Origin of the sequence: Microvirga sp. 2MCAF35, from assembly GCF_052115545.1 — a bacterium.
Lineage (GTDB): Bacteria > Pseudomonadota > Alphaproteobacteria > Rhizobiales > Beijerinckiaceae > Microvirga.
In genome coordinates this window covers 120099-133581 of record NZ_JBFRGW010000002.1, presented here as the reverse complement: position 1 = coordinate 133581, position 13483 = coordinate 120099, and the positions used below count along the sequence as shown (strand labels likewise).

The window sequence follows — 13483 nt, the reverse complement described above, 5'->3', positions numbered from 1 at the left end:
TCTGACCAAGTCGCGTTCGTAAGGGTTGGTTATGCGTGTCGATCTTCTGGCGGGGGCAACCTATAATCCCGCCGTCATGCCGTCTCCCGTTCCCACCATCCTCGTCTTCGATTCCGGTCTCGGCGGCCTCACGGTGTTTGCCGAGGTACTGAAGGCGCGCCCGGACGCGCGCTATGTCTATGCGGCTGACGATGCGGGCTTTCCCTATGGCCGGCTGAGCGAGGCGGTGCTGGCGGAGCGGGTCGTCGCCGTGATGGAGCGATTGGTCGCCCTGCACGATCCCGACATCGTCGTGGTGGCGTGCAACACCGCATCCACGGTGGTCCTGCCGCATCTGCGCAAGCGGTTCTCCATTCCGTTCGTCGGCACCGTCCCGGCGATCAAGCCGGCCGCGCGTACGACGCAAACCGGATACATCTCCGTTCTCGCCACCCCGGGCACTGTGGCGCGGGATTATACCCGCGACCTCATCGAGACCTATGCGGCGGGCTGCAAGGTGAACCTCGTCGGCTCGCGGCGTCTCGCGGGCTTTGCCGAGGCGGAGCTCGCGGGCGATCCCGTGCCGGATCAGGACTTGCTGGACGAGCTTCTGCCCTGCTTCATCGAAGGCCCGGACGGCAGGACGGACGTGGTGGCCCTGAGCTGCACCCACTACCCGCTGCTGCTCCAACGGTTTCAGGCCCTGGCACCCTGGCCTGTCACCTGGATCGACCCGGCCCCGGCCATCGCCCGCCGGGTGACCCAGCTCATCGGCGGGCCCGTGCCCGGCCATGAAGCCGACGATGACGAAGCCATCGCGGTCTTCACCGACGGGGCAGGGATCGGAGTCCCCTTGCGGACAGCGCTCCATACGCGAGGACTGTCGCAGGTTGTCGTGGAATCCTGGCCGATGCGGCTTCCCGTGCCTCAGCCCGAATAAGAATCGGTGCACGAAAGTGTGTAGGGCTTCGCTCTAACGCTCCCGGTGGTGCTTCCTAGATACGGAGGTGAGTCCACGCGCGGGAGACCTCAATGGTCGAGCCGAAGCCGACGTCAGGGCGCAAGTCCCGAGGCCTCATTGCCGTTCTTCTCTTCCTCGTCCTTGCTGCGGGAGGCTGGGGAGCCTGGCATTGGCATGAGGCCCAGACGGCGCAAAGGGCGGCCGCCGCGCGGCCAGCCGCACCTGCTCCCGTTCCCGTTCAGGTTGCATCCGTAGAGGCGAGCGACATCCCCATCTACCTGACGGGGCTCGGTTCCGTGCAGGCACTGAATACGGTGACCGTCCGAAGCCGCGTCGACGGCCAGATCGATAAGATCGCGTTCCAGGAGGGGCAGATGGTCAAGGAGGGCGACCTCCTGCTCCAGATCGACCCACGTCCGTTCCAGGCCGCCCTGGACCAGGCCGTCGCCAAGAAGGCGCAGGACGAGGCTCAGCTCGTGAGCGCCAAGGCGGATCTCGAACGAACCCGTCAGCTCATCACCCGCGACTTTGCGTCCAAGCAGCAGTTCGACGTCCAGCAGGCGAACGTGAACTCGCTCAACGCCCAGATTCAGGCCGATCAGGCTGCCATCGACAATGCAACCACCCAGTTGAGCTATACGACGATCCGGGCGCCGCTCACGGGCCGCACGGGCCTGCGGCAGGTCGACCAGGGCAACATCGTCCATGCCTCCGACACGAACGGCATCATACAGATCGCCCAGATCGAGCCGATCGCCGTCATCTTCACCGCTCCCGAGGCGGAGCTTTCCGGTATCCTGAAGGCGAAGGGCCAGGGGCCGCTCAAGGTCTGGACACTGTCCTCTAACGGCAAGGAACCCCTGGCCGAAGGTGAGCTCACCCTGGTGAACAACCAAGTTGATTCCGCCACGGGGACCGTGCGCCTCAAGGCGGAATTCGCCAACAAGGATCATAGCCTCTGGCCCGGCATGTCGGTGGATGCGCGCCTGCTCGTGCGCACGCTCAAAGGGGTCGCGGCCGTGCCGAGCACGGCGGTCCAGCGCGGGCCGCAGGGTCTCTACGCCTATGTCGTCAGGAGCGACAGCACGGTCGAGATGCGGCCCCTCAAGGTCGGGGTGATCACGGGCGACCAGGCGGTGATCGAAAGCGGATTGAATGTCGGGGAAAGGGTCGTTACGGCAGGGCATTACCGTCTCCAGCCCGGAGCTCCCGTAAAGGTGACGAATGCTTCGGAAGAGCATGTCGCCGCCGGAGATCCCGTGAGATGAGTGCGGCATTCCCAGGCGGCGGCGTCTCGGCGCCCTTCATCCGCTATCCAGTGGCCACCACGCTGCTGATGATCGGGATCCTGTTCGCGGGCCTTGCGGCCTATCCCTTCCTCCCGGTCGCACCGCTGCCCCAGATCGACTTTCCGACGATCCAGGTCTCCGCGACGCTGCCGGGCGCGAGCCCGCAGACCATGGCCTCGTCCGTCGCCCAGCCCCTCGAACGGCAGTTCGGACAGATTCCAGGCGTGACCCAGATGTCGTCCGCGAGCGCGCTCGGCTCGACCTCGATCACGATCCAGTTCGATCTCGACCGGAACATCGACGCGGCGGCCCAGGACGTCCAATCGGCCATCAATGCGGCTGGCGGACAACTGCCGAAGAATCTGCCGAGCCCGCCGACCTACAGGAAGGTCAACCCGGCCGACACGCCAATCCTCATCGTCTCCGTGACCTCCGACACCCTGCCGCTCACGGAGGTCAGCGATAACGCGGACACCAAGCTCGCCCAGCAGGTGAGCCAGATCTCGGGCGTGGCCCAGGTGGTGATCGGCGGCCAGCAGAAGCCCGCCATCAGGGTGCAGCTCGATCCCACGAAGCTGGTGAACAAGAACCTGTCCCTGGAGGACGTGCGCGCCAAGCTCGCCATCTCCACGGTCGATGCGCCCAAGGGTTCCATCGACGGGGAGACCCGCAGCTTCACCATCTATGCCAACGATCAACTGGTCCAGGCGGAGGAGTGGAACGACGTCATCGTGGCCTATGCGGAGGGCGCTCCCATCCGGGTGCGGGATATCGGCCGCGCGGTGGCAGGCCCCGAGAACACCAAGCTCGCCGCCTGGGCCAACGGAAAGCGCGGCGTGTTCCTCATCGTCTTCAAGCAGCCCGGCGCCAACGTGATCGAGACGGTGGACCGGGTGAAGGCCCAGCTGCCCCGACTCGAAGCCGCGATGCCTCCCGCCATCAAGATCGGGGTCCTGAGCGACCGGACCCAGACCATCCGGGCCTCCGTGGCCGACGTGCAGTTCACCCTTCTGATCACCATCGCCCTCGTGGTGCTCGTGATCTTCGTTTTCCTGCGGCGGCTCTGGGCGACGGTCATTCCAAGCGTCACGGTTCCCCTGGCTCTGCTCGGCACCTGCGGCCTGATGTATCTCGCAGGTTACAGCCTCGACAACCTGTCCCTCATGGCGCTGACGATCTCCGTGGGCTTCATCGTCGACGATGCCATCGTCATGCTCGAAAACACCGTCCGTCACGTCGAGAGCGGCGAGACGCCCATGAGGGCGGCCTACAAGGGGGCCGGGGAGATCGGCTTCACCATCCTGTCCATCAGCGTGTCCCTGGTCGCCGTCTTTATCCCGCTCCTTCTGATGGGCGGCATCATCGGCCGGCTGTTCCGCGAATTCTCCATCGTCATGACCATGACGATTGCGGTGTCGGCCATCGTGTCGCTGACGCTGACTCCCATGATGGCGTCGCGTCTTCTCAAGCCGCACGGGCCCGAGGAGAGGCACGGCCGGCTCTATCGCTGGCTCGAAGCAGCGTTCACGGCCCTGGAGCGCGGCTACGAGCGGGGTCTCGATGCGGTCCTGCGCCACCGGTTCCTGACGCTCCTCGTGTTCTTCGCGACGCTTGCAGCGACTGTCGCCCTGTTCATGGCGATCCCGAAGGGCTTCTTCCCACAGCAGGATACGGGCTTCCTCGTCGGCACGTCGGAGGCGGCCCAGGACATTTCGTTCAAGGATATGTATGAGCGCCAGCAGGTGCTCGGCGAGATCGTCGGGAGCGATCCCGACGTTGCGACCTACGCCATGTCGATCGGGGCGGGAAACGGCGCATCCACCCTCAATACGGGCCGGCTCTACATCAGCCTGAAGCCCCGGTCGGAGCGGAGCGCGTCCGCCACCGAGATCATCGCCCGCCTGAGGCCGCAGATAGACAAGGTCGAGGGCATCCGCCTATTCCTGCAGGCTTCGCAGGACATCAACGTCGGCGGGCGCCAGGCGCGCACCCAGTACCAGTACACCCTCCAGGACGCGAACCTGGACGAGCTGAACGACTGGGCTCCGAGGGTCCTGGAGAAGCTCAAGACCCTGCCCGAGCTGCGCGACGTTGCCACCGATCAGCAGGTGAGTGGCACGACCCTGACCCTGACGATCAACCGGGACCAGGCCTCCCGCTTCGGCTTCACGCCGCAGCAGATCGACGACACGCTCTACGACGCCTTCGGGCAGCGGCAGGTCACCCAGTATTTCACCCAGCTCAACAGCTACAACGTGGTCATGGAGGTTCTGCCGGACCTGCAGGGCGATACGGAAACGCTCGGCAAGATCTACCTGAAGTCTCCGATCTCCGGCCAGCAGGTCCCGCTCTCGACCTTCGCGAGCTGGACGACGCGCAAGATCGCGCCGCTTGCGATCAATCACCAGGGGCAGTTTCCCGCGATCACGATCAGCTTCAACCTCGCGCAGGGCACCGCCCTGGGCGAGGCGACACAGGCCATCCAGCGGGCCGTGGCCTCGCTCAACCCGCCCGGGTCGCTCGCCGGGACGTTCCAGGGCAATGCGCAGGCCTTCCAGGCCTCGCTCGCGACGGTGCCGCTCCTCATCGCCGCAGCTCTCGTGGTCGTCTACCTGATCCTGGGCATCCTCTACGAGAGCTACATCCACCCCATCACGATCCTGTCGACGTTGCCCTCGGCGGGGCTCGGGGCCATCGCGACGCTCATGCTGTTCGGGTTCGACTTCAGCCTGATCGCCTTCATCGGGGTGATCCTGCTGATCGGCATCGTGAAGAAGAACGGCATCATGATGGTGGATTTCGCCATCAGCGCCGAGCGGGACGAGGGGCTTAGCCCCCGCGATGCCATCCGGAAGGCGGCGATCCTGCGGTTCCGCCCGATCATGATGACCACCATGGCGGCGCTTCTCGGCGGCGTGCCCCTCATGCTGGGCCACGGAACGGGCTCGGAGATCCGCCAGCCCCTCGGCTACGCCATCGTGGGCGGTCTTGTGGTCAGCCAGGCCCTGACGCTGTTCACGACGCCGGTGGTCTACCTCTATCTCGACAGCCTGTCCTTGGCCGTCCGCTCCTGGTGGTCCGGGCGCCATCCTGAAGCCGAGGAGCAGACCGAAGCGACCGCCCAGGCGGCCGAATGAGGCATCTTCCTTGACAGGGTAGACCTTCTCGACTAAGGCAATCCCGTTCACGCGGTCCTCAGGGGCCGCGTAACTTTTTACGCTCCCGTGGCCCGGTTCCGGCCGGCCTGTCGTCCCGTCCCCTGAGACGGCCCCTTGGGCCTCATCAGACATGAGGGGAAGAGGAGGGCGCGTTCCTCGCAGATTCGACAACAAAGAGGAACAGCGATGTCGAAGCGCATTCAGGCCAAGCATAAGCTTGACCGCCGCATGGGTCAGAATATCTGGGGCCGCCCGAAGAGCCCCGTGAACCGCCGCGAATATGGTCCGGGCCAGCACGGCCAGCGCCGCAAGGGCAAGATGTCCGACTTCGGCACGCAGCTGCGCGCCAAGCAGAAGCTCAAGGGCTACTACGCCAACATCACCGAGAAGCAGTTCCGCCGCTACTATGCGGAGGCGATCCGCCTGAAGGGCGACTCCGGTGAGAACCTGGTCGGCCTGCTCGAGCGCCGTCTCGACGCGGTCGTGTACCGCGCGAAGTTCGTCGCCACCCCGTTCGCGGCCCGTCAGTTCGTCAACCACGGTCACGTGAAGGTCAACGGCCGCCGCGTCAACATCCCGAGCTATCAGGTGAAGGCCGGCGATGTGATCGAGGTGAAGGACAAGTCGAAGCAGCTCGAGGTCGTCGTCGTGGCGTCCCAGCTCGCCGAGCGCGACGTTCCGGACTACATCGAGGTCGATCACTCCAAGATGACGGCCCGCGTGACGCGCATCCCGACCCTGTCGGAAGTGCCGTACCCGGTCCAGATGGAACCGAACCTCGTGATCGAGTTCTATTCGCGCTAATCCGCGAAAGCCGATCCAAGAATGCAGAAGGCCGCCCGTTGGGCGGCCTTTTTGTTGTTACTGCTGCGGGGCAGGAGCGGGGCCACGAGGGCCGGGGCCCATTCCTCCGCCATGCTCCATCATCATCCCGGCACGGCGGCCGTGATGGCCGCCCCGTCCGCGACGCTCGCCCCAGCCGCCGTTGATGGCTTCGCGCATGAGGCGCGGGGCGATCCGCTTCTGGTCCTCGCTGAAGCTGTCCCAGAGCGGGCGAAGGGCCGTGGTCAGCGCCGCCGAGCGCTGAGCGCTTTGATTCAACATCGTGCTGCGCTGCTCCAGGCGCTGCATCAGGTCCATGGACCGGCGCTGGTCGCGGTTCTCACGAAACTGCTGCATGCGGGTGTAGCGCTCCGAGGCCGATGTCCGGATCGCGGTTTCCACCGGACCCCACAGGCGATCCTGATCGGCGGACAGCTTCAGGCCGGCCTTGATCGCCGCAATGCGGGCATCCACGAGCCGGTTGTAATCGTCCTGGCTCATGCGGGGACGCCGGTTCTGCTGACCCTGGTCCTGGGAGGCCGCCGGCGCATTCGGCGCAGGATTCTGCTGCTGTGCGAACGCGTAAGTCCCGGAGCCGGCCAGCAGGGCGGCGAGGGCGGCGGTTGCAAAGGTCTTCATGGGTATCCTCCGTTGTGGCGATAGGATTAGATTGCTCCGATCCTGCTCTCGCTCAGGTGAAGGCCGCATGAACTTTTCGTCATGTGGATAAGGTTAGAGCGAGGCTCCGAACCCTCACAACCGCTTTAGGAACCCGGCGAAACGCATCAGGCCTTCCGGCCAGGGGCCGTGGCCGCTTTCGGTGTTCAGGTGGCCGGCATCGCCCGCGTCGACGATCGCCGAGCCCCAGGCATAGGCGATGTCCTCCGCCTTGGCGTAGTCGCAATGCGGGTCGGTCCGGCTGGCAACGAGAACCGAGGGGAAGGGAAAAGGCTCGCGCGGAATAGGCGCGAAGGCCCGGTCGATGGCCGGGATGAAATCGGGCCGTTCCACGTCCGGCAGGCTGACCAGAAAGGCGCCCCGGGCCTTGCCATCCGCGAGCCTCGGGGCCGCGTGGGCGATGGCCAGCACGCCGAGGCTATGCCCGACGAGCACGACCGGCTTCGTGGCGCGCTCCACGTCGCGCACGATGCGCTCGACCCAGGCGTCCTTGTTAGGGGCATCCCAGTTCTCCTGCTCGACCCGCCAGGCGGTCGAGAGCTGGCGCTCCCACCGGCTCTGCCAATGGTCTTCACCGGAATTCGTGTGGCCGGGAACGATGAGGATTTCGCAATCGGAGGTTTTCATGAGCCGGAGATAAAGACCCGTGCCGGCAGGTTCAAGCGCTCTGCTTCATCTCCATGTTCTGCTCCGCCTCCTTCAGGACAGCCTCCCGTTCCGCGATGTAGTCGCGGGTCAGGGGCAATACGTCGTTGCGGCGGGCGAGCTGAAGCTGGAAGACGACCGCATCCTGCCAGCGGAAGGCGGATTCCGACATGGCGAGATAACACTCCCACATCCGGCAGAAACGCTCGTCATAGAGGCGCAGGACCTCCTCGCGATGGGCCATGAAGCGCTCGCGCCAAGCCTTCAGGGTATAGGCGTAGTGCAGCCGCAGGACCTCGATGTCGGCGACCACCAGCCCTGCGCGCTCGACGGCAGGCATCAGCTCCGACAGGACGGGCAGGTGGCCGCCGGGAAAGATGTATTTCGTGATCCAGGGATTGGTCGGGTAGGGCGTGCCCGTTCGTCCGATGGTGTGGAGGAGCATAACGCCGTCCGGCTTCAGGAGGCTCCGACAAGCCTGGAAATAGGCATCGTAGGCGGACACGCCCACATGCTCGAACATGCCGACCGAGACGATCCGGTCGAAGGAGCCTTTCGTGTCGCGGTAATCCTGTAGCTCGAACCGCACCCGGTCCTGAAGGCAGGCGGTGGCGGACCGCTTGCGCGCAGCCTCCAGCTGCTCCTCCGAGAGTGTGATGCCCTTGACGGAGCCTGCTCCGGCAACCTGAGCCAGATAGAGCCCCATTCCGCCCCACCCGGAACCGATGTCCAGCACGCTGTGGCCCGGATCGACAAGCAGCTTGGCCGCGATGTGCCGCTTCTTGGCCATCTGCGCCTCTTCGAGGCTCGCATCGGGGTGGTCGAAATAAGCGCAGGAATACTGGCGGTCGCTGTCGAGGAAGAGGGAGTAGAGACGACCGTCGAGGTCGTAATGGTGGGCGACGTTGCGCTTCGATCGGATCGCATCGTTTTCCGCCCGGCGCAACATCCAGGCGCGGATCTTGCGCAGGCGATGGAAGGGAAGCTCGTCGAGTTCCCCATGAGTATCCTGGAGGAGAAGCTGAAGCAGGTCGAGGATATTGCCCTGTTCGATGAGGAGGCGGCCATCGACGAACAATTCGCCGAGCTTCAGTTCCGGGTGAAGGCAGAGGGCCATCTGGGCCGCGGCATCCGTAAACCGGATCGAGACCCGCGGCTCGGCCCCGTCGCCGAAGGTGGAACGCTTGCCCCTGGCCGTCGTCATCTCCAGGGTGCCGTGTTTAACGGCCCGCGTGAACGCAAGATCGAGAAGCTTCTCCGACAGCATGGCAACAATCCCCGCGCCGTTGATCTCCTAATCGGGGATTGTCGCTCACTCTGGAAATTTTTCCACCCCTTAAGCTATGCGCCGCTCGCGCCGAAGACCCGCGTGAAGATCGTATCCACATGCTTGAAGTGGTAGCCGAGGTCGAAGCAGGCCGCGATCTCGTCCGCGGACAGGTATTTCGTCACATCGGGATCGTTCTTCAGGAGGGTCAGGAAGTCGCCTTCGCCGCGCCAGACCGGCATGGCGTTGCGCTGGACGAGCCGGTAGGCATCCTCGCGGGACGCGCCCTTCTGGGTCAGGGCCAGGAGAACCCGCTGGGAATGGACGAGGCCGCCGAGGCGATCCAGGTTCTTCTGCATGTTCTCCGGATAGACCACCAGCTTGTCGATGACGTTGGTCAGGCGGGCGAGGGCAAAGTCCAGGGTCACGGTGGCGTCGGGGCCGATCATGCGCTCGACGGACGAATGGGAGATGTCACGCTCGTGCCAGAGCGCCACGTTCTCCATGGCCGGCAGGGCATAGGCCCGGACCATGCGGGCAAGGCCCGTCAGGTTCTCGGTCAGCACCGGGTTGCGCTTGTGCGGCATGGCGGACGAGCCCTTCTGGCCGGCCGAGAAGAACTCTTCCGCCTCCAGGACCTCGCTCCGCTGCAGGTGCCGTACTTCCGTGGCCAGTCGCTCGATGGAGGAGGCGATGACGCCGAGCGTGGCGAAATACATGGCGTGCCGGTCGCGGGGGATGACCTGGGTCGAGACCGGCTCGACCTGGAGGCCCATCTGCTCGGCCACGTATTCCTCGACGCTCGGGTCGATATTGGCGAAGGTGCCGACCGCGCCCGAGATGGCGCAGGTGGAAATCTCCCGCTGGGCCTCGATCAGGCGGACCTTGCAGCGCTCGAACTCCGCATAGGCCTGGGCCAGCTTGAGCCCGAAGGTGGTGGGCTCGGCGTGAATGCCGTGCGAGCGGCCGATCGTCGGCGTCATCTTGTGCTCGAACGCGCGGCGCTTGATGGCCGCGAGCAACGCGTCGAGGTCCCGCAGCAGAAGGTCGGACGCGCGGGCAAGCTGCACGTTGAAGGTGGTGTCCAGCACGTCCGAGGAGGTCATGCCCTGGTGGACGAAGCGCGCCTCCGGGCCGACGATCTCGGCCAGATGGGTCAGAAAGGCGATGACGTCGTGCTTGACCTCGCGCTCGATGGCGTCGATGCGCTCCACGTCGAAGGTGGCCTTGGAGCCCTTCTCCCAGACCGTTTCTGCTGCTTGCCTAGGCACGACGCCGAGATTGGCGAGCGCCGTCGTGGCATGGGCCTCGATCTCGAACCAGATGCGGAACTTGGTTTCCGGCGACCAGATGGCCACCATCTCGGGACGGCTGTAACGGGGGATCATGGCTTTCCACTTCCACGCGGGTGATGTGCCCGCGCGGTAGCACGATAGCCCTGTGATCTCAACGCGCCTTTGCGGCCGCCTCGCGAATGGCCGCCATGTTGGCCGCGTAGGCCGAGGGTCCGCCCTTGAAGGTTGCGGAACCGGCGACGAGCACGTTGGCCCCTGCTTCCGCCACCAGCGGCGCGGTCTCGGGCGTCACGCCGCCATCGATCTGGATGTCGATGTCGCGGTCCCCGATCATGGCTTTCACCCGGCGTACCTTCTCGCAAACGGAGGGGATAAAGGCTTGGCCGCCGAAGCCGGGATTGATGGTCATGATCAGCACCATGTCCACCATGTCGAGCAGGGGTTCCACGGCAGATTCATGCGTTCCGGGGTTAATCACCACGCCCGCCTTCTTGCCGAGTGCACGGATGGTCTGAAGCGAGCGATGGACATGCGGGCCCGCTTCGGTATGTACTGTGATCATATCGGCGCCGGCCTTGGCGAAGGCTTCGAGGTAGGGATCGACCGGTGCGATCATCAGGTGCACGTCGAACACCTTGGAGGTATAGGGGCGGATCGCCTTCACGATGTCCGGCCCCAGGGTGATGTTGGGCACGAAATGCCCATCCATCGCGTCGATATGAATCCAGTCGCCGCCCGCGGCGTCGACGGCGCGGACTTCCTCGCCGAGCTTGGCGAAATCGGCGGCGAGGATGGAGGGGGCGATGAGAATGGGGCGTGGCTCTGTCATGCCGCGCCGGTAGCACGAGCCCTTTCCGGCCGCAACGGGACATTGAGCCACCGGCGCATCATGCTGAAAAGTGGCTCCGGTTTTCCGCACGATGCTCCAGCTCCAACCAATTGAAGACCACTTGGCTGGGGAGAGGTCCGTTTGCGACAGGAAAGTCATGGACTGCCTCGATCCAACGGGAGTAAAGATGGCCACGTCACAAGGATACGATTTCGCTTCTCAACGGAAGCGACTTTAAGGGGGCAAGGCCTTCATGCGTAAGGATGTGGTTGTTCTTGGAGCCGGCATTGTCGGCGTGTCGATTGCCGTGCACCTGCAGAAGCGTGGACGGTCGGTCCTCCTGGTCGACAAGCGCAAGCCCGGTGAAGAGACCTCCTTCGGCAATGCAGGACTGATCCAGCGCGAAGGCGTCTATCCTTACGGTTTCCCGCACGATTTCGGCGCCCTGCTGCGCTATGCCCTGAACAATACCATCGACGCCCATTACCACTGGTCCGCGATTCCGAAGCTCGCGCCCTTCCTGTGGCAGTACTGGATGCATTCCCGTCCTGCCCAGCACAAGGCGATAGCCCGGATGTACGCGCCTCTCATCGAGCGCAGCGTCACCGAGCACATGGCGCTGGCGGAGGAGTCCGGCTCCACCCACCTGATCCGCCCGACCGGCTGGATGAAGGTGTTCCGGGACGAGAAGAGCCGCGACGAGCAATTCAAGGATGCGGAGGACGTGAAGCGCGACTTCGGCGTCAACTTCGATGCGCTCGACACGCGGGCCGTGGCCGAGCGCGAGCCGCATCTCAAGGTGGAGACGAAGGGCGGCATCCATTGGACCGATCCCGCCTCGGTGTCCGACCCTCACATGCTGACGATGGGGTATGTCGGGTTGTTCGAGCGCCTCGGCGGCGAGCTGGCGTCGGGCGATGCCCGAACCCTCGAGCAGATTCCCACGGGCTGGCGCATCCAGACCGAAAAGGGACCGGTCGAGGCCGGAGACGTCGTCATCGCCCTGGGGGCCTGGGCCGACGTGGTGACGACGAAGCTCGGCTACAACCTGCCGCTGGCGGTCAAGCGCGGCTACCACATGCATTACAAGCCCGTGGGCAATGCGGTTCTCAACCGGCCGACGCTCGATTTCGATCGGGGCTATTTCCTCGCTCCGATGACCAAGGGCATCCGTCTCACGACCGGGGCCGAGTTCGCCAACCGGGACGCGCCGAAGACGCCGGTCCAGCTGGAGCGGGCCGAGCCCATCGCCCGGGACTTCTTCCCCCTGGGCGAGCGGGTCGATCCCGAACCCTGGATGGGCATGCGCCCCTGCACGCCGGACATGATGCCGATCATCGGTCCTGCGCCTCGGCACAAGAACCTCTGGTTCGGCTTCGGCCACGCCCATCACGGCCTCACCCTCGGCCCGGTGACGGGGCGGCTCCTGGCCGAGATGATCACCGGCGAAACGCCGGTCGTCGATCCGAAGCCGTATCGGGCGGATCGGTTCTAGGCTCGCGAGAACTTGTCCCGCCACGCCGGCTGCGCGTCGGGATAGGGCAGGGCCGTTGCCTCATAAATACCGCGCGCGATGGCGCGGGTCAGCGCATCGGCGGCGAGCGCCGTGAGTTCCGTGAATTCCGCCGCTTCGTCCTGGAGCGGCCTTCGACCCGTGGCGGCGGTGAAGATGGTGTCGCCATCGAACAGGGCGTGAGAGAAGCGCAGCGCCCGGGCGAGGCCCGCATGGGACGCGATGGCGAGACGCTTCGCCTGCGCCTTCGTCAGGACCGCATCTGTGGCCACGAGTGCAATGGTCGTGGCCGGCTGCGGGCCGCCTTTCCAGATGAGCCTGCGGTGCTCGCCGTCGACGCGTTCGGGATGCCCGTACCCGCCGAACTCGTCGCCTTCCTCAAGGGCACCGGCCCAGAAATGCGGACCGGCGCCGATGACCGCCGAGGCGATGCTGTTCACCACCACGAGCGCACCGATAGTGTGTCCGGCCGAGGTGACGGCGCTGGCCGAGCCGAGGCCACCCTTGAAGTTCGCCGTCGTAGCGCCGTACCCGCCCCCGGACGTGCCGAGTTCGAAGTTCAGGCCGGCTTGGCATGCCGCTTCGTAGCCGAGTTCCCGATAGGGCGGATAACGGCCCCAATCCTTGTTTCCGCCGTTGATGAGGTCGAAGATGCAGGCCTGCGGGACCAGGGGCACGAGCGCATCCCGGACGGCAAAGCCGATTCCCTGTTCCCTTAAGTAGGCCTGGACGCCGCTCGCCGCATCGAGGCCGAAGGCGGAGCCGCCGGAGAGCACCACTCCGTGGATGCCGGGGGCCATTTTGTCCGGGTCGAGCAGGTCGGTCTCGCGGGTGGCTGGAGCCCCGCCCATGACGAAGGCCGACGCGACGGCCGGCTCGTCGAAGAGCGCGACCGTCACGCCGGAGCCGAGGGCGGAATCCTGGGCATTGCCGATGCGAAGGCCCGGGACGTCGGTGATGAGATTGCGGCGCTGTATCATGAGCTGAAGCAAACCGAATTTCGGCGGTCTTCACAAGCTGGAGAACCGGCGTTTCACCGCCTTTCTC

The 13483-nt window shown here is 65.2% G+C and carries 11 protein-coding genes; 5 read left to right on the top strand and 6 right to left on the bottom strand.

Annotation, left to right across the window (positions count from 1 at the left end; genetic code table 11):
- The first annotated feature begins 31 nt into the window (after positions 1-31).
- From murI to rpsD, 4 genes are all read left to right on the top strand, one after another.
- Complete coding sequence (murI, locus tag AB4097_RS01735; protein WP_442036632.1) at positions 32-919, top strand: glutamate racemase; 888 nt, start codon at positions 32-34, stop codon at positions 917-919.
- Positions 920-1011: 92 nt separating this feature from the next.
- On the top strand, positions 1012-2208 hold the full coding sequence (locus AB4097_RS01730) for an efflux RND transporter periplasmic adaptor subunit (RefSeq protein WP_442036630.1): 1197 nt from the start codon (positions 1012-1014) through the stop codon (positions 2206-2208).
- Entirely contained in the window at positions 2205-5366 is a 3162-nt protein-coding gene (locus AB4097_RS01725) for a multidrug efflux RND transporter permease subunit (protein WP_442036628.1), read from the top strand. The genes AB4097_RS01730 and AB4097_RS01725 overlap by 4 nt, the downstream gene beginning before the upstream one ends.
- 207 nt (positions 5367-5573) lie before the next feature.
- Positions 5574-6191 (top strand): 30S ribosomal protein S4, encoded by a 618-nt coding sequence (rpsD, locus tag AB4097_RS01720; RefSeq protein WP_009494134.1) that lies wholly within the window; start codon positions 5574-5576, stop codon positions 6189-6191.
- A 57-nt stretch (positions 6192-6248) separates the two neighbouring features.
- Here rpsD and AB4097_RS01715 read toward each other — a convergent pair whose 3' ends face one another.
- From AB4097_RS01715 to rpe, 5 genes are all read right to left on the bottom strand, one after another.
- Positions 6249-6848 carry a Spy/CpxP family protein refolding chaperone gene (locus AB4097_RS01715; RefSeq protein ID WP_442036626.1) on the bottom strand — a complete coding sequence of 200 codons (600 nt, stop codon included), beginning with the start codon at positions 6846-6848 and terminating at the stop codon, positions 6249-6251.
- Between the two features lie 114 nt (positions 6849-6962).
- A complete protein-coding gene (locus AB4097_RS01710; RefSeq protein ID WP_442036624.1) occupies positions 6963-7514 on the bottom strand; it encodes an RBBP9/YdeN family alpha/beta hydrolase in 552 nt (183 codons plus the stop codon).
- Positions 7515-7545: 31 nt separating this feature from the next.
- Positions 7546-8799, bottom strand: a complete 1254-nt coding sequence (locus AB4097_RS01705; RefSeq protein WP_442036622.1) for a class I SAM-dependent methyltransferase — start codon at positions 8797-8799, stop codon at positions 7546-7548.
- Positions 8800-8873: 74 nt separating this feature from the next.
- Entirely contained in the window at positions 8874-10187 is a 1314-nt protein-coding gene (gene purB, locus AB4097_RS01700; protein WP_442036620.1) for an adenylosuccinate lyase, read from the bottom strand.
- Positions 10188-10245: 58 nt separating this feature from the next.
- A complete protein-coding gene (gene rpe, locus AB4097_RS01695) occupies positions 10246-10923 on the bottom strand; it encodes a ribulose-phosphate 3-epimerase (protein WP_442036755.1) in 678 nt (225 codons plus the stop codon).
- Between the two features lie 253 nt (positions 10924-11176).
- Here rpe and AB4097_RS01690 point away from each other — a divergent pair, with 253 nt between their 5' ends.
- Positions 11177-12418 carry an NAD(P)/FAD-dependent oxidoreductase gene (locus tag AB4097_RS01690; protein ID WP_442036618.1) on the top strand — a complete coding sequence of 414 codons (1242 nt, stop codon included), beginning with the start codon at positions 11177-11179 and terminating at the stop codon, positions 12416-12418.
- Here the strand turns inward: AB4097_RS01690 and AB4097_RS01685 are convergent.
- On the bottom strand, positions 12415-13416 hold the full coding sequence (locus tag AB4097_RS01685; RefSeq protein WP_442036616.1) for a P1 family peptidase: 1002 nt from the start codon (positions 13414-13416) through the stop codon (positions 12415-12417). The two genes, AB4097_RS01690 and AB4097_RS01685, sit on opposite strands and share 4 nt — an antisense overlap.
- Positions 13417-13483: the final 67 nt, after the last annotated feature.